16 protein-coding genes are annotated in these 16,188 nt (G+C 67.1%); 6 read left to right on the top strand and 10 right to left on the bottom strand.

The genetic code is table 11. The annotated features are described in order from the left end of the window. Window positions 1-20: 20 nt before the first annotated feature. From dnaG to rpsU, 4 genes are all read right to left on the bottom strand, one after another. Window positions 21-1,760 (bottom strand): DNA primase, encoded by a 1,740-nt coding sequence (dnaG, locus tag RCF13_RS10460; RefSeq protein ID WP_134968965.1) that lies wholly within the window; start codon window positions 1,758-1,760, stop codon window positions 21-23. 61 nt (window positions 1,761-1,821) lie between these two features. Then, on the bottom strand, window positions 1,822-2,742 hold the full coding sequence (locus RCF13_RS10465) for a YihY/virulence factor BrkB family protein (RefSeq protein ID WP_134968964.1): 921 nt from the start codon (window positions 2,740-2,742) through the stop codon (window positions 1,822-1,824). Window positions 2,743-2,847: 105 nt separating this feature from the next. Then, window positions 2,848-3,291: a GatB/YqeY domain-containing protein gene (locus RCF13_RS10470; RefSeq protein WP_005415013.1), complete on the bottom strand. Its 444-nt coding sequence runs from the start codon at window positions 3,289-3,291 to the stop codon at window positions 2,848-2,850. A 133-nt stretch (window positions 3,292-3,424) separates the two neighbouring features. Then, entirely contained in the window at window positions 3,425-3,640 is a 216-nt protein-coding gene (gene rpsU, locus RCF13_RS10475) for a 30S ribosomal protein S21 (protein WP_002808376.1), read from the bottom strand. A gap of 166 nt (window positions 3,641-3,806) precedes the next feature. On the opposite strand from rpsU, the gene tsaD reads away from it, so the two are divergent. Further along, entirely contained in the window at window positions 3,807-4,832 is a 1,026-nt protein-coding gene (tsaD, locus tag RCF13_RS10480; protein WP_134968963.1) for a tRNA (adenosine(37)-N6)-threonylcarbamoyltransferase complex transferase subunit TsaD, read from the top strand. A gap of 33 nt (window positions 4,833-4,865) precedes the next feature. Here the strand turns inward: tsaD and RCF13_RS10485 are convergent, their stop codons facing one another. After that, entirely contained in the window at window positions 4,866-5,525 is a 660-nt protein-coding gene (locus RCF13_RS10485; protein WP_134968962.1) for a hypothetical protein, read from the bottom strand. Between the two features lie 365 nt (window positions 5,526-5,890). Here RCF13_RS10485 and folB point away from each other — a divergent pair, with 365 nt between their 5' ends. The 4 genes from folB to RCF13_RS10505 all read left to right on the top strand — a co-directional run bounded on the left by folB (window position 5,891) and on the right by RCF13_RS10505 (window position 10,593). Next, window positions 5,891-6,244 (top strand): dihydroneopterin aldolase, encoded by a 354-nt coding sequence (gene folB / locus RCF13_RS10490; protein ID WP_005415016.1) that lies wholly within the window; start codon window positions 5,891-5,893, stop codon window positions 6,242-6,244. A gap of 91 nt (window positions 6,245-6,335) precedes the next feature. Continuing rightward, window positions 6,336-7,607 carry a mechanosensitive ion channel domain-containing protein gene (locus RCF13_RS10495; RefSeq protein WP_134968961.1) on the top strand — a complete coding sequence of 424 codons (1,272 nt, stop codon included), beginning with the start codon at window positions 6,336-6,338 and terminating at the stop codon, window positions 7,605-7,607. Window positions 7,608-7,735: 128 nt separating this feature from the next. Then, window positions 7,736-9,910 carry a glycoside hydrolase family 3 N-terminal domain-containing protein gene (locus RCF13_RS10500; RefSeq protein WP_061480354.1) on the top strand — a complete coding sequence of 725 codons (2,175 nt, stop codon included), beginning with the start codon at window positions 7,736-7,738 and terminating at the stop codon, window positions 9,908-9,910. A 128-nt stretch (window positions 9,911-10,038) separates the two neighbouring features. After that, the gene (locus RCF13_RS10505) at window positions 10,039-10,593 is read left to right on the top strand and encodes a hypothetical protein (RefSeq protein ID WP_308141135.1); all 555 of its coding nucleotides are present in this window, start codon (window positions 10,039-10,041) and stop codon (window positions 10,591-10,593) included. A 64-nt stretch (window positions 10,594-10,657) separates the two neighbouring features. Here RCF13_RS10505 and RCF13_RS10510 read toward each other — a convergent pair whose 3' ends face one another. After that, window positions 10,658-11,827, bottom strand: a complete 1,170-nt coding sequence (locus RCF13_RS10510) for a PQQ-dependent sugar dehydrogenase (RefSeq protein WP_134968562.1) — start codon at window positions 11,825-11,827, stop codon at window positions 10,658-10,660. A 168-nt stretch (window positions 11,828-11,995) separates the two neighbouring features. Between RCF13_RS10510 and yiaA the strand changes: the two genes are divergently transcribed. After that, the gene (gene yiaA / locus RCF13_RS10515; protein ID WP_134968563.1) at window positions 11,996-12,448 is read left to right on the top strand and encodes an inner membrane protein YiaA; all 453 of its coding nucleotides are present in this window, start codon (window positions 11,996-11,998) and stop codon (window positions 12,446-12,448) included. 107 nt (window positions 12,449-12,555) lie between these two features. Here yiaA and RCF13_RS10520 read toward each other — a convergent pair whose 3' ends face one another. The 4 genes from RCF13_RS10520 to RCF13_RS10535 all read right to left on the bottom strand — a co-directional run bounded on the left by RCF13_RS10520 (window position 12,556) and on the right by RCF13_RS10535 (window position 15,913). Then, window positions 12,556-12,879: a hypothetical protein gene (locus RCF13_RS10520; RefSeq protein ID WP_134968564.1), complete on the bottom strand. Its 324-nt coding sequence runs from the start codon at window positions 12,877-12,879 to the stop codon at window positions 12,556-12,558. A gap of 110 nt (window positions 12,880-12,989) precedes the next feature. After that, the gene (locus RCF13_RS10525; RefSeq protein WP_061478555.1) at window positions 12,990-14,291 is read right to left on the bottom strand and encodes an amino acid permease; all 1,302 of its coding nucleotides are present in this window, start codon (window positions 14,289-14,291) and stop codon (window positions 12,990-12,992) included. Then, window positions 14,288-15,049, bottom strand: coding sequence for a L,D-transpeptidase family protein (locus RCF13_RS10530; RefSeq protein ID WP_231352490.1), 762 nt, complete (start codon window positions 15,047-15,049; stop codon window positions 14,288-14,290). Before RCF13_RS10530 ends, RCF13_RS10525 begins: the two co-directional genes overlap by 4 nt. Before the next feature lie 15 nt (window positions 15,050-15,064). Beyond that, the gene (locus RCF13_RS10535) at window positions 15,065-15,913 is read right to left on the bottom strand and encodes a MurR/RpiR family transcriptional regulator (protein ID WP_134968565.1); all 849 of its coding nucleotides are present in this window, start codon (window positions 15,911-15,913) and stop codon (window positions 15,065-15,067) included. Window positions 15,914-16,188: the final 275 nt, after the last annotated feature.

Consider the following 16,188-nt stretch of genomic DNA (forward strand, 5'->3'; position numbering starts at 1 on the left):
TCCGTGAAAACGTTCTGCCGCTACAGGCGCAGCCCGGCGCGGGCCTTCAGCAGCTCGCGCAGTTCGTATTTGTCAGTATCGTCCAGGCCCTGCTGGCGCTGCTTTGCCAACAACTCCTCCAGACGTTGCACCAGCAGCTGTTTCTCCAGCTGTGCCACCGCGTCGTGCAGTTCCTGGGTCCAGCTGGCCTCGGTGCCGGGCAGCGTCTGAGCGGCCAGCGTATGCAGCGACGCCTGTTCCTCGCGGCCGTCGAAGTGTTCCAGCAGGGCGCCGGTGCTGATGTCCGGGCGCTGTTCGACCAGCCCCAGCAGTTCCAGCAGCAGCTCCACGCCCGGTAGTCGCAGGCCCTGGAAGTGATGCTTTCCGCCCAGGGTCAGCGCCAGCGACGGCTGCTGCAGCAGCACGGCGATCGCGCCGCGCACCAGGCTGCGCTTGGCCACCGGCTGGATCGTCCGATGTGGCTGGCGTTGCGGCATCGGCGCGCGCGTGGCCTGGGCAGTGCCACCGAGGCCGGTCAGCTGCGCCAGCTGCTGCTTCATCAGGTCGCCGAAGGCACCGTCGGGAATCTGCGCCAGCATCGGCTTTGCACGTTCGGCCAGGCGCGCCTTGCCGTCCAGCGTGCCCAGGTTGATCTCGCGGGTCAGTTCATCGAAGAAGAACTGCGACAGCGGCGTGGCCTGCTTCAGGCGCTCGTTGAAGGCCTCGGCGCCTTCCTTGCGCACGATGGTGTCCGGGTCCTCGCCATCGGGCAGGAACAGGAAGAAGGCCTGGCGGCCATCCTTCATGCGCGGCAGCACCGACTCCAGCGCCTTCCAGCCGGCGCGGCGGCCTGCGGCGTCGCCGTCGAAGCAGAAGAACACGTCCGGTGCGTTGCGGAACAACAGCTCGGCGTGGTCCGGCGTGGTCGCCGTACCCAGCGTGGCCACCGCCTGGGTGACGCCGAACTGGAACAGCGAAACCACGTCCATGTAGCCCTCGACCACGATCAGCCGCTCGATCTTCTGGTTGGCCTGGCGCACCTGCCACAGGCCATACAGCTCGCGGCCCTTGTGGAACAGCGCGGTCTCGGGCGAGTTGAGGTACTTGGGGCCGTCGTCCTTCTCGAACACGCGGCCGCCAAAGGCGATCACCCGGCCACGGCGGTCGAAGATCGGGAACATCACCCGGTCGCGGAACTTGTCGTAGACGTGGCCGCGGTCGTTCTTCGAGAACAGGCCGGCGCGGTCGAGCAGCTTCATGCGGCGCTCGTCCTTGCCGAGCGCGTCGCGCAGGCCGCTGTAGCCGTCCGGCGCGTAGCCGATCTGGAAGCGCGCGCGGTTCTCTTCGTCCACGCCACGGCCATCGAGGTAACTGCGTGCCTTGTCGCTGCTTTCCAGGTTCTTCTGGAAGAACCGGGCGGCGGCATCCAGTGCCGAATACAGCTCGCGGCTGTCGTCCTGCTGCTGCGGGCTGCGCGGATTCTCGTTGCGCGGCACTTCCATGCCGGCGCGCTTGGCCAGTTCATCCACCGCGTCGAGGAACTCGAGGCGGTCGTAGTTCATCAGGAAGCTGATCGCGGTGCCGTGCGCGCCGCAGCCGAAGCAGTGATAGAACTGCTTGGTCGGCGAGACCGTGAACGAGGCCGAGCGCTCGTCATGAAACGGGCAGCGTGCGGCGTATTCCTTGCCCTGGCGCTTCAACGGCACGCGGCTGCCCACCACCTCGACGATGTCGGTGCGGGCGAGCAGGTCGTCGATGAAAGCGTCGGGGATACGGGCCATGGGCAACAGGGCAGGGCGCGGTGCAGGACCACGCGACGGAACCGGGGGCGGTCGGCCTAGTTTACCCCCTGTCGGGCACCTGGCTGGCGGTTGCCGGATCAATGCCGGCTGCGGCCAGGTGATGACGCGCGCGCAGGCGCTCATCGATCACCGCCGTCATCAGCGCGCCAACAAAGAAGACCACAGTCGCGTAATAGATCCAGACCAGCGAGATCACCAGCGCGCCCATCGAGCCGTAGGCACTGCCGGGGGCCACGGTGGCGATGTAGACGCCGATGCCGTAGCGGCCCAGTGCGAACAGTGCCGAGGTGATGACGCCGCCGATGAAGGCCTGGCGCCACGCCACGCGACGGTCGGGCAGGTAGTGGTACATGAAGGCGAAGCCGACTGCATACAGCAGCAGGCTCGTGACGTACCCCAGCGCGGGGAGGATCGAGGGCAGTTGCGCGAAGGCCACCTGCAGCACCGTGGTGGCGGTCATCGACAGGATCAGCAGGAAGCCCAGGGCCAGCACTACGCCGAACGAGAACACACGCTTGCGCAGCCAGGCCTTGATGCCCTCCAGGCGCTCGCCACTGGTGCGGAAGATCAGGTTGAGCGCGTTCTGCAGCTGCGCGAACACGGCGGTGGCGCCGACGAACAGCAGCAGCGTGCTCCACAGCCCCGCCAACGAGCCGACGTCGGGCTGGTTGTCGGCGTTCTTCAGGACGGTTTCGGCCACCGTAGCCGCGCTGCTGCCAGCCACCGAGCTGATCTGGCCGATCAGCGCCTGCTGTGCCGGTGGGTACAGCGAGGCGGTCAACCACAGCAGCAGCACCAGCAGCGGTGCCATCGACAGCAGGGCGTAGAAAGAAACGGAGGCGGCCTGGGTCAGCACGTCGACGTCGATGAAGCGCTTGGCCACCGCCATCGGAAAGCTGTCCTGCAGGCGCTTGAGGTACTTGTGCAGGGACACGGGAACGTTGGGCTCGGGTTCAACCATGGGTGTGGTTGTAGCAGGCGGCCAACGAAGGTGCGGTGAAGCGGGTGCATCAATGGGGTCAGAGCCCTTTCGCGTTGCGAAAGGGATCCGACCCCGTGTGCCGGATTACGCCAGCTGCTGCTTGACCAGCTTGGACACCAGGCCCATGTCGGCCTGGCCAGCGAGCTTGGGCTTCAGTGCGCCCATCAGCTTGCCCATGTCGGCCGGGCCGGAGGCGCCGGTCTCGGCGATGGCGGCCTGGATGGCGGCCACGATCTCGGCTTCGCCCATCTTGGCCGGCAGGTAGGCTTCGATGACCACGATCTCGGCGCGCTCGATCTCGGCCAGGTCTTCGCGGTTGGCCGCTTCGTACTGGCTGACCGAGTCCTTGCGCTGCTTGACCATCTTGTCGAGCACGGCGATCACGGCGGTGTCATCCAGCTCGATGCGCTCGTCCACTTCGCGCTGCTTGATGGCGGCATTGATCAGGCGGATCACGCCCAGCTTGTGCTTCTCGCCCGCCTTCATGGCGGCCTTCATGTCTTCGGTGAGCTGCTGCTTCATGCTCATGAGGAACCTCGTGGTGGTAGGTGGGGCGGGGCGGATGCCCGAACCCGGAAACGCAAAAAGCCGGCGACGCTCGCGCGTGCCGGCTTCGGCTCCATCGCGACGGGCAGGCCCGCCGCAATGAAGATGCGTCCGATCAGTACAGGCGCTGACGCTTGGTGACGTCGCGCGACGAGCGGCGCAGCTGACGCTTCACGGCAGCGGCGGCCTTGCGCTTGCGCTCCTGGGTCGGCTTTTCGTAGAACTCGCGCTTGCGGGTTTCGGCCAGCACACCGGCCTTTTCGCAAGTGCGCTTGAAGCGGCGAAGAGCAAACTCGAAGGGCTCGTTCTCGCGGACTTTGACGCTGGGCATGGAATCTCCGGGACACAGTAGAACCGGGTCACGCCCGGCGAGCCGCACATTATAGCGGCGAATCGACAAACTGCAAGCGACCAACCCTGAATACGGGCCGGCGGTTCGATAGCAGTGAGATCTGCACGTTCCCCGAGGGGACGGCAGGGGCGTCATAATAGCAGGCATGCGAGTCCTTGGCATCGAATCTTCATGTGATGAGACCGGCGTGGCGGTGTATGACACCGACCTGGCCGGCAGCGCGGCCCTGCGCGCCCATGCGGTCTACAGCCAGATCGCCCTGCACGCCGAATACGGTGGCGTGGTGCCCGAGCTGGCCAGCCGCGACCACGTCCGCAAGCTGTTGCCGCTGGTGCGACAGACCCTGGCCGAAGCCGGCCTTGGCGTGGACGACATCGACGGCGTGGCCTATACGGCCGGGCCCGGCCTGGTCGGGGCACTGCTGGTCGGCGCGGGCGTGGCCCGGTCGCTGGCCTGGGCGCTGGAGGTACCGGCCGTCGGCGTACACCACATGGAAGGCCACCTGCTGGCGCCGTTGATGGAAGACGACCCGCCGGAAGCGCCGTTCGTGGCACTGCTGGTATCGGGTGGGCATACCCAGCTGGTGGCGGTGGACGCGATCGGCCAGTACCGCCTGCTGGGCGAGACCCTGGACGATGCGGCCGGCGAGGCCTTTGACAAGACCGCCAAGCTGATGGGCCTGCCGTACCCGGGCGGCCCGCAGCTGGCCAGGCTGGCCGAGCAGGGCACGCCGGGCGCGTACCGCTTCGCGCGCCCGATGACCGACCGCCCCGGGCTGGATTTCAGCTTCTCCGGCCTGAAGACCCAGGTCCTGATGGCCTGGCGCGACAGCGACCAGAGCGAGCAGACCCGCGCCGACATTGCCCGGGGCTTTGAGGACGCGGTGGTCGAAACCCTGTCGATCAAGTGCGAGCGCGCGCTGGAAGCGGCCGGGACCAACGTGATCGTGGTAGCCGGCGGTGTAGGTGCCAACAAGCGCCTGCGCGCCCGCCTGCAGCAGATGGCCGAGCGCCTCGGCGGCCGCGCCTGCTTCCCGCGGCCTGCACTGTGCACCGACAACGGCGCGATGATCGCCTTCGCTGGGGCGCTGCGGCTGCAGGCTGGCCAGCATAGCCCGCCGAAGGTGGATGTGACCCCGCGCTGGGACATGGCGACCCTGCCGGCGGTCTGAGCCGGTGGCGCCGGGCCACGCCCGGCGGACGCTTTACGGACGACCAGCCAACGGCGAGGCCGCCAACACCGTCGTTGCCCGCTCATGGCGCTGTAGCCACCCCAGGGTGTGCGGGCAGCGCGCATGGATCAGCCGCCCGATCGCGGCGAGGTCAGCGCCGATGTCGCGATCCAGGATGGGTTCGTGGTGGGCGATGCGGTTGCGCAGGTGGCGGATGCGTCCGATATCCGCATGGATGGCTTTCCTGACGGCACTGGGATGAGCAGAGGGAGCATGCTGCAGAACCCTGCTGAGTGCGGGTATCCAAAGCGTGGAGTCGAAGCGACAGGTGAAGAGCTGCTGCCAGAACACCATCGGCAGGTTGGCGACGATCCCAGGTGTATCGGTTACGCGGCTGGCAAGTTGTTCCAGTGCCGTGCGCGGAGAAGTACTGGATGAGGTTGGCAGCCTCCGTCGGAAGGCACCATTCCAGGGCCAACGCGGGCCATGCTGCCTGGCGAGCACCGCTGCAGCGGCGTTGCGGGTGACCACTTCGCACAGATGGACCGGCATCATCAGAGCACTGCACATCCGCATGTTCCACAGGTACAGGGATTCGGCTGTGACGTCGGGGCTGCAGGTCGATGCGATTCTCTCGTAAGTGGACAGACGCTCCGCTGACAACGCGCGCCGCAGTGCATCGTGTGAAGCCATCGTGATGTGCGGTGGTGAAGAATGGATCGATGTTGGCCAGTCAGGCGGGCAACAACCATAAGGGAACGTCGTTGTCCGTGCGGCCGATTCTCTGTGTTTCGCCTCGGACGAATACCTGAGCTTGCCTGTCGGAATTGGCCTTGACCGACGATCTGGTCCTTGCCTACTCTGCGTGCCTGCGCCACCGGGACTCGCGGCTGTTCAACAGCTCCCCCCGGGGACAAACGGTAGTACCAAAGGGCCCCGCTAGCAGGGCCCTTTGTCTTTTCTGGAGCCGCGTCCCTGCCGGCCGCCCACCGCCCGTTCCGGGCAGGCTCACCGCCGTGCCGTTACCATGGCCGCCTGTATTCGTGCCGGTAAGCGCAATGGACAAGGTTTTCATCGAAGGGCTGACGATCGACGCCCTGATCGGGATCTACGATTGGGAACGACGGATCCGCCAGGACCTGGTGTTCGACCTGGAAATGGGCTTCGACAACCGTCGCCCCGCGGCCACCGATGACATCGCCCACACCCTGAACTACAAGGCGGTGAGCAAGCGCCTGGAGCAGTTCGTGCGCGAGTCGGAGTTCGGCCTGGTCGAGACCCTGGCCGAGCGCTGCGCGCAGATCGTGCTGGACGAATTCGACGTGAAGTGGCTGCGCCTGAAGCTGAGCAAGCCCGGCGCGGTGCGCGGCGCGCGCGCGGTGGGTGTGATCATCGAACGCTCGCGGGACTGACCCGGTAAATCCGGCCGCTGGCCGGAAACCCCGGTAGTGCCGGCCGCTTGCCGGCAACCTTGGCAACAACGAAACAGACAGGAGACAACTGATGGTGGACGCGGTGGTGGCGGTACAGTGGCTGGAACGGCTGCAGAACACACTGGAACCCTATCCCGGCGCCTACCTGGCGTTGATGATCTCGGCGCTGCTGATCGCCGCCGGCCTGGCTAACTGGGTGACCAAGCGCATCCTGCTGCGTGGCCTGCGGCGCCTGTTGCAGCGCCTGCCAGGTGCCGAGTCCGGCCGCGGCAGCCACTTGATGCGGGTGATTTCGCGCCTGTCCAACGTGGTGCCCAGCCAGGTGATCGCCTCGGGCATCACCCTCATCCCCGACCTGCCGCCCAGCCTGGTCAACGTCATCATCAAGCTGTGCATCGTGTGGGCCGTACTGACGGTGTCGATGGCGTTCTCGCATGCGCTGGACGCGGCCAACAGCCTGTACGAGCGCAAGCCCGATGCGCGCAGCAAGCCGATCAAGGGCTACCTGCAGGTGGTCAAGATCGTGGTGTTCGTGGCCGCCGGCCTGTCCATCGTCGCCACCCTGCTTGGGGTGAAGCTGGGCCCGCTGGTGACCGGCCTGGGCGCGGCCACGGCGGTGCTGATGCTGATCTTCCAGGACACCATCCTGTCGCTGGTGGCCAGCGTGCAGATCAGTGGCGATGGCCGCGTGCGCATCGGCGACTGGATCGAGATGCCCAGCCAGAACGCCGACGGCGACGTCATCGACATCGCGCTGCACACCATCACCGTGCAGAACTTCGACAAGACCATCACCACCATCCCGACCAAGAAGCTGGTGACCGAGTCGTTCAAGAACTGGCGCGGCATGCAGGAGGCCGGTGGCCGCCGGATCAAGCGCGCGCTGTACCTGGACCAGCACAGCGTCGGTTTCCTCGACGACGGCGACCTGGCCTTCCTCGGCGAATTCGCGCTGCTGCGTGACTATCTGCGTGAAAAGGAGCAGGAACTGGGGCAGTGGAACGGGCGCCTGCGCGAGCAGGGCGTGGCTGAGGTCAACAGCCGCCGGGTGACCAACCTGGGTACCTTCCGTGCCTATGTGGAGCGCTACCTGCGCAGCCATCCGGGCATCCATACCGACATGACCCTGCTGGTGCGGCAGCTGCAGCCCACCACCGAAGGCCTGCCGCTGGAGCTGTACTGCTTCACCCGCAGCACCGCCTGGAGCGAGTACGAGGCCGTGCAGTCGGACATCTTCGACCACCTGCTGGCGATTCTGCCGGCGTTCGGCTTGCGGGTGTTCCAGGCCTCCAGCGACGCCATGTTGATGGCCGGGCAGCGCCAGTTGGCCAGCTCGGAGTAAGCTGCGGTGCCCCCGGCGGGACCATACGGGCCCCGCTGTTGGCTGAAACTGAACGAAGAAACCTCTCGCCAAATGGCTCGGGATCGCTAGAATGCCGGGCTTGTAAACGTTTTCATCAAGGACTGCCGGTGGCCTCCGATCGCATCGAATCCCTCATTGCCCAGATGACCGTCGAGGAAAAGGTCGGCCAGCTGGGTGTCTTCGCGGACATGGTCCGCCCGTTCGCCCCGGACGTGAACCCGGAAGCCAACGTGCGCAATGCCGACCAGGTGCTGCAGCAGGTGCGCGAGGGCAAGGTCGGCTCGCTGTTCAATGGCGTGGGCGCCGAGTTGGGCCGCCGCATCCAGCAGGTCGCCACCGAGGAGAGCCGCCTGGGCATCCCGGTGATCCTGGCCGCCGACGTCATCCACGGCATGCGTACCGTGTTCCCGATCCCGCTGGGCGAGGCCGCCAGCTTCGAGCCGGACCTGGCCGAGCGCACCGCGCGCGCCACCGCCATCGAAGCCACCGCTGCCGGCCTGCACTGGACCTATGCCCCGGCCGTGGACATCGCCCGCGACCAGCGCTGGGGCCGTGGCGCCGAAGGCGCCGGTGAGGACGTGGTGCTGGGTTGTGCGTTCGCCGCCGCCCGCGTGCGTGGCTTCCAGGGCAGCGACCTGCGCGCCGCCGATTCGCTGCTGGCCACGCCGAAGCACTTCGCCGCCTACGGCGCGGTGATGGCCGGCATGGAATACAACATGGTGGACATCTCGCCGCAGACCCTGCGCGATGTGCACCTGCCGCCGTTCAAGGCCGCCTTCGAGGCCGGCGCGATCACCGTGATGTCCTCGTTCAACGACATCAACGGCGTGCCGGCCAGCGCCAATGCCGAACTGCTGACCGACATCCTGCGCGGCGAATGGAAGTTCCCGGGCGTGGTGATCTCCGATTACACCGCCGATATGGAGCTGGTCGCGCACGGCTACGCCGCCGACGACCGCGATGCCACCGCCAAGGCGTTCACCGCCGGCCTGGACCTGAGCATGCAGAGCGGCTTCTACGCCGAGCACCTGCCGGGCCTGGTCGAGAGCGGCGAAGTGCCGATGGCGGTGCTGGATGAAGGCGTGCGCCGCATCCTGTGGCTGAAGGAAACCATCGGCCTGTTCGACGACCCGTACCGTTCGCTGGATCCGGCGCGCGAAGCGGATACCTCGCATATCGCCGCGCATGATGAACTGTCGCGCGATGCCGCGCGGCGTTCGATCGTGCTGCTGAACAACCGTGACAACGTGCTGCCGTTGCAGAAGACCGGGCAGAAGATCGCGCTGATCGGCCCGTTCGTGCAGGACCGCGAGAACATCGAAGGCTGCTGGACGCTGTTCGGCGACAAGCAGCGTTACGTGGATCTGGAAACCGGCGTGCGTGCCGCCATCGGCGACGAAGCGTTGCTGGAAATCGTGCCGGGCTGCGAACTGGAAGCCGCCATTCCGGGTGGTACCGAAGCGGCGGTGGCTGCCGCGCTGCGCGCCGATGTGGTGGTGCTGGCGCTGGGCGAACCGCAACGCTACAGCGGTGAAGCACAGTCGCGTGTGGAGATCACCCTGCCGCCGGCACAGCAGGCGCTGGCCGAGGCTGTGGCGATGACCGGCAAGCCGCTGGTGGTGCTGCTGCGCAATGGCCGCGCGCTGGCGCTGCAGGGCGCGGTGCGCAATGCACAGGCCGTGGCGGTGACCTGGTACCTGGGCACGCAGACCGGCCATGCCGTGGCCGATGTGCTGTTCGGCGACTACAGCCCGTCCGGTCGCCTGCCGGTCAGCTTCCCGCAGGTGTCCGGCCAGCAGCCGTACTTCTACAACCACCCGCGTACCGGTCGACCGGAACTGCCGACCATGTCGGAGTTCAAGGCCCGCTGGCGCGAGATTCCGAACGAGCCGCTGTACCCATTCGGCCACGGCATCGGCTACACCACCTTCGCCTACGGCGTGCCGCAGCTGAGTACGGCACAGCTCGGCTGGGACGACACGCTGACCATCACCACCACGCTGACCAACAGCGGTGATGTGGCCGGCGAGGAAGTGGTGCAGTTGTACATCCACGACCGCGTGGCCAGTCGTGTGCGTCCGGTGCGCGAACTGAAGGACTTCCGCAAGGTGGCACTGCAGCCGGGCGAGTCGACCGACGTGGTGTTCACCCTGACCCGCGAGCAGTTGGCGTTCACCGGCCGCGATGGCGTGCTGCGTGCCGAACCGGGCCAGTTCGACCTGTGGGTCTGCGCCTCGTCGGCCGCCGGCGAAGCCGTGCAGTTCGAACTGCTGAAGGCCTGATCAGAAAAAGGGGACGGAGGGGATTAAGTCGTTTGTGCCACTAACGACTTAATCCCCTCCGTCCCCTTTTTGTTGCCGTCACTGTGGCGGCGCTACCATCGGGCTTCCTGTTTCGATGGAGTGCGCGTATGCGCCGGATGGCCTACCTGATTCCCGCTCTGCTGCTGGCGGCCTGTTCGCAGCCTGAGCCCCCGGCGCAGCCTGCGGCGGATGCGCCGCCGCCGATGGAAGCGAACGCGGCAGCGACGCCTGCCGCTGAACCGGCGGCGCCGGCTGCCGAACCTGCCGCAGCCGCACCGGCCGCACCGGCCGTGGAGGCGCCCGCCGAGGACGCACGTGCGCGCATCGAATCGCTGCTCGGCGATGCCGCGCAGTTCGAGAAGGTCTTCAACGCGTTCAAGACCGCCGTGGTCGGCGGTGATCGTGCTGCGGTGGTCGAGCAAGTGCGCTTCCCGTTGAACATCAGCGACGGAAAGAAGATCACTGGCCCCGGTGAGTTCCAGCGGAACTACGAGAAGATCATCACCCCGGCGGTGATCAAGGCAGTGTCCGTGCAGGACTTCGGCAAGGTCTTTGTCAACCAGCAGGGCGTGATGGTTGGCGATGGACAGGTGTGGTTGAACGGGCAGTGCCTGGACCAGGCCTGCACGCAGACCGAGGTGAAGGTCATCACCATCCAGTGAACGCAGACGGCCCCGCACGCGGGGCCGTCGCGGAAAAACGTGCCGGCCAGAGGCCGGCGGCACCTCATGCCTTCGGCGTCAGCTTCAGCAGGCGCGCCTTGCTGCCGTCTTCCAGCAGCCACAGGGCGCCATCCGGGCCCTGTTCCACTTCGCGGATGCGCTCGCCCATGTTGAAGCGTTCGGCTTCGCGCGCGCTGTCGCCATCAAAGGCCACACGCACCAGCGAGGTCGACGACAGGCCGCCGATGAAGCCGCTGCCCTTCCACTGCGGGAACAGGCTGCCGCTGTAGATCACGAAGCCGGCCGGCGAGATCACCGGCGTCCAGGTCACCTTCGGGGCGGCGAATTCCGGCCGGGTATCGTGGTCGGGAATCGGGCGGCCGTCGTAGTGGTCACCGTTGGAAACGATCGGGTAGCCGTAGTTGGCGCCGCGCACGATCAGGTTCAGTTCGTCGCCGCCGGCCGGGCCCATCTCGTGCGCCCACAGCTTGCCGTTGGCATCGAACGCCATGCCCAGGATGTTGCGGTGGCCCAGCGACCACACCTGTGCGGCAACCCCGCCCTGTGAGGCGAACGGGTTGTCGGCGGGCAGGCTGCCATCGTCGTTGAGGCGGATGATCTTGCCGAGGTTGCCGCCCATGTCCTGGGCCGGATCGAACTTCTGCCGTTCGCTGGAACTGATCCACAGCTTGCCGTCCGGGCCGAAGGCAAGGCGATGGCCGTAGTGGCCCTGGCCGCTGACCTTGGGAGTCTGCCGCCAGATTACCTTCAGGTCCTTCAGCTGGCCAGCCCCGTTCGCATCCAGCGCCAGCGTGGCACGGGCCACGGCCGCACCGCGGGTATCCAGCGTGCCTTCCTCGGCATAGCTGAGGTAAACGACGTGATTCCGGGCAAAGTCGGGGTGCAGGATGATGTCGCCGAAGCCACCCTGGCCACCGTAGGCGACCTTCGGAACGCCGGTGATCTCATGCTTCTGGCCGCTGGCCAGATCCAGGTGCTGCAGCTTGCCGCGCTTCTCGGTGACCAGCAGGCTGCCGTCAGGCAGGAAGGTCATCGCCCAAGGCTGGTCAAAACGGCTGACTTCGGTGGCGGTGAACGGACGCTGGTCGGCGGCGGAGGAGGCTGCGGGCGCTGCGGTCTGGGCGCCGTTGGCGCCAGGATCGGCGGCGTTGCAGGCGGAGGTGGCGAGGATCGGCACGAGGCCGAGGGCGAGCAGCAGGGGCGTACGGGTCATGGGTATCTCCAGGGCGGGGATGCGGATGGCCGGGCTGCCCCTTGTATACCACCGCAGCCGTGACCGTCGTGGCCCGAAGGTCCTGCGCCCCCTGTGCGACGACGGCGGGATCGTCTAGGGTGGGCACGCCCGGGCAAAGCATGCCCGTCTGCCTGCCAAGGACCTGCAATGAATACTGCCATGCCTCACAAGCCCTCCACCGCCTTCATCGCCGCCTCGTGGGTGGCCCTGCTGCTGGGTGCGGCGGCGTACCTGATCGGCCTGTTCAATGCCACGATGGCGCTCAACGAGAAGGGCTACTACCTGACCCTGCTGCTGTTCGGCCTGTTCGCGGCAGTGTCGCTGCAGAAGAGCGTGCGCGACCGCGTCGAAGGCATTCCGGTGAGTGGCCTGTACTACGCGCTGTGCTGGTTCGCGTTGCTGTCGGCGCTGCTGCTGCTGCTGGTCGGCCTGTGGAACGCCACGCTGGCACCCAGCGAGAAGGGCTTCTACGGTATGGCGTATGCGCTGTCGCTGTTCGGTGCAGTGGCTGTGCAGAAGAACACCCGCGACCTGATCGCCGCCGGTGGTGGCGAGCGCAAGCGCAGCGGGATCGTGCCGCCGCTGCCGGAACAGGAATGATCGATCCGGTGTAGAGCCGAGCCATGCTCGGCTCAGTCGAGCATGGCTCTACGTTACAGACGTGGTGCGGGAGCCGAGCGTAGGCTCGGCTCTACAGCAGCCTGACGCTATCGCTTCAAGCGCGGATCTGCCAGCTGCGCTTCGTCCCAGCCACGGCGCACGGCGTTACGTGCCTGCGCCCAGTCCAGGCGACTGCGGCCACGTTCGTTGGCCCAGCGCGATTCCAGTTCGGCTTCGACCTGCTCGTACGCGCGGATCATGTCCTGCGCGCGCGCGGCGTGGCCGATCCGGTAGGCCGGCTCGTAGTCCTCGAAGAACAGCTGGTCGTCGTAATACGGCTCGGCGGTGTAGCGCTCGCGCCAATAGTCGCTGACTGCGTCGCGCGGCGTGCTGTCGTCCGGTACGCGGCCGGGAATCTGGTACTCGGTCATGGAAGGCTCCGTTGTGGACGAAGCCTGATCGTGCCTGTGTGGCGGTTAACGGCCCGGTCCGGCAGCGTGATCGCCAGATCAATCCGCCGGGCCTGTTGCGGCGTTACCGATCATCCGGCGTCGGCGTCCTTGCGCGGCAGCTTGTAGATCACCGCGCCGATGGCAAATGCCACCAGTGCCGCGGCGATGTTCTGCCAGCTGGCACTGGCGAACAGGGCCAGGCACAGCAGCAGCGCCAGCACCGGAATCAGCGGGCCACCGGGCAGCTTCAACGCACCTGGGCGATCCGCGTAGCGCTTGGCCAGCACCAGGACGGCGGCAGCGGTGCCGATGTAGGCGAACAGGCGCGTGGTCATCGACAGCAGGGCGAGCTGCACGAACGAACCGGACAGCGCCAGTCCGAGCGCGATCAGGCCCTGGCACAGGATCGACGCGGCCGGCGTATGGAAGCGCGGATGCACCTGCGCCAGGATCTTCGGCCCGTAGCCATCGCGGGCCAGTGCGAACAGGAAACGCGGGCCCATCATCATCGTGTTGCTGTTGGTACCCAGGATGGAGATGGTCGCGCCGATGGTGAGGATCAGTGCCAGGGCCTCGCCGCCGAAACCGGCTGCGGCGTCGGCCAGCGGCGTGGCCGAGCTGGCCAGGCCGGCCAGCGTACCCTGCGCCACCACCTGCACCGCGCCATAGATGACGGTGACGGTGATGATCATGGTGATCAGCGCGAACGGAATATCGCGGCGTGGATTGCGGTACTCGCCGGCGGCGGCCGGGATGTTCTCGAAGCCGGCGTAGGCGTACAGCAGCAGCAAGGCGGCCTCGCCCATCCGTTGCAGGTCATGCGGGTCCGGGCGCTGGCCGGAGAAGGCCAGCTGTGGATCGATATAGAACGCACCGACAGCCACGAACAGCAGCAGCGGCAGCATCTTGCCGATCACCAGTACCACGCCGGTGCGCGCGGCCGAGCGCACGCCGATGATGTTGACGCCGGTCAGGAAGCCCAGCGACACCACGATCACCGCGATGCGGCCCATGCCGGCGCCGGCCCATGGCCAGAAGCGCGCGACCGCATCGGCCAGCGCGTTGCTGAGTGCGGCCGCCGAACTGATGCGGGTCAGCCAGATCATCCAGCCGATCTCGAATCCGGCGAAGCGGCCGAAGGCCTCGCGTGCGTAGAGGTAGCTGCCACCGGGTTCATCGAAGTAGCTGGCGGCCTGCGCGTAGCACAGCACCAGCAGCGCGACGACGATGCCAGCGGCGACCACGCCCCACAGACTGAAGGGGCCGAGCAGGGCGACGGTGGCGGCCGGCAGCAGGTAGATACCGCTACCGATCACATCGTTGATCGACAGGCCGACGATCTGCCAGCGGCTGACCGCGCGCTGCAGCTGTGGTTCGTCCTGCGCGCTCAACGGGCGTCTCCGCTCAGCGCGGGCAGCTGCCACTGGGCCTGCAGGCGTGTGTATTCGGCGCGCGGCAGCAGCACGAAGCGCGGCGCCTCCTGCGGCCGCAGCCAGTCCAGCAGCGCCTGCATGCGCGCCTGCGGCATGGCGGTGCAGCCGGCGGTGGCCTCGCCGGGCGTGCGCCACAGATGGGCGAAGATGCAGCTGCCCTTGCCGGGCTGGTTGTCCGGGTTGTGGGCGATGACGAAGCCCTCCCGGTAGCGCACGTCGCCCTTGTTGTGCAGGTCCAGCCGCATCGGCTCGGTGGAGTCCTTGACCACTGCGCTGCCGACCTTCTTTTCATCAACGATGCGGTTATAGAACGGCGAGCTGGGCACGTCCATGCAGTAGCTGCTGTCCAGCATCGGCTGGTAAGGCATCGCGGTGCCGGGGCGTGTGACGGCATAGCCGAACGCGCTGCCGAGCGCGAACACGCCCGCCGGGCTGCGGCCATCGCCTTCCTGCTTCTGCGGGCCCTCGGCCTGCGCCGGGTGCAGGCCCAGGCCCCAGGCACTGCCGGTGCGGCCAAGCGCCACCGGGAACGCCTGTCCATGTGCGTGCCAGCCCTTGCCATCGCGCACATAGGCCTGCAGCTGCCCCTGGGTACTGTCCCAGCCCTCGCTGGTGACCACGATCAGCTGGCGCGCGCCATCCAGCGGCGCCGCGTGAACGGACACCGTCGCAGCAAGCAGCAGCGCAGCGGTAGCGAGGCGAACCAGCGATTTCATCAACAGGTGCTCCGGTCAGGAATCCAGCAGGTGGTCGATCCGCTCCAGGTTCACCGCCAGCTGCTGCTGGCGGTCCGGATTGGTGTGGCAGAGCAGCACGAACAGGAAATCGAGCAGGGCGTGCATGGCGCTACGGTACAGCAGCTGCGCGACCTGCGGCGTGCGGTCGTGCGCGCAGACCGCCAGTGCCGCATCAGCATGCGCGCGCAGCGGGTTGGCAGTGTGGCGGGTAATGGAAATCACCTTGCCACCCATGTCCTGGAACTGCCGCGACAGCTGCGAAAGCTGCGGCAGGTTGCCGAATTCGGAGAACACCAGCAGCACATCGCCGGGGCGTGCGGCCGACAGGTTGGCCAGCATCAGGATCGGGTCGGTGTGCGGCACCACCAGCAGCCCGAGCAGCGACAGCCGCATGGCGAACTCGCGGGCATACAGGCCATCGTCACCCAGGCCATGGACGAACAGCTTCGGTGCGCCGTCGAGCAGCTGCACGATGCGCTCGATCTCCTCGCGCGGATTGGCCTGGCGTGTTTCCTCCTCCGCCTGGGCCTTGCTGCGGCGCAGGGCCTCGCCCAGGCGCAGGTAGTCATCGCCGCTGTCGGGTTCGCTGGGCAGCTGTTGTGGATCGGCACCGGCGCGGGCCACGTCCTGGCCGATCGAGTACTTCAGGTCCGGGTAGCCCTTGAAGCCGAGCTTCTGGCTGAACTTCACCACGCTGGACTGGCTGATGCCCAGCGCACTGGCCAGCTGCTGCGACGAGTAGTCGCGCAGCAGGTGGGCGTTGTCGAGGATGAAGTCGGCGATGCGGCGCTCGATGGCCGACATCTGCCCGCGCTCGGAACGGATCTTCAGCAGGGGCGGCATGCGGGGTGTCCGGGCATGTGTGGGCGCGTTGCGGCTGGCAGCGTAGAGCGTGTCATGGAATGGGTCGAGCGGGTTCCAGCCTCGAAGAGGTTACGGAGCGCAGTTGTTGCTTTTGACGTTGAGTCCGCCTTCAAGCGAGCCGAGCACCGCAGGTCCGGCGAGGGCGAAGAGGCGCGGGTGTCTGAGCGCAGCGAGTTCCGCGCCGTCCCTCGGCGGACCGAGGAGCGCAGGGCACCGACGTGCGCAGCACGTCGGCTCGCGGCCGGCGGAGCGTT

Origin of the sequence: Stenotrophomonas maltophilia group sp. RNC7, from assembly GCF_030910085.1 — a bacterium.
Taxonomy (GTDB): Bacteria; Pseudomonadota; Gammaproteobacteria; order Xanthomonadales; family Xanthomonadaceae; genus Stenotrophomonas; species Stenotrophomonas sepilia.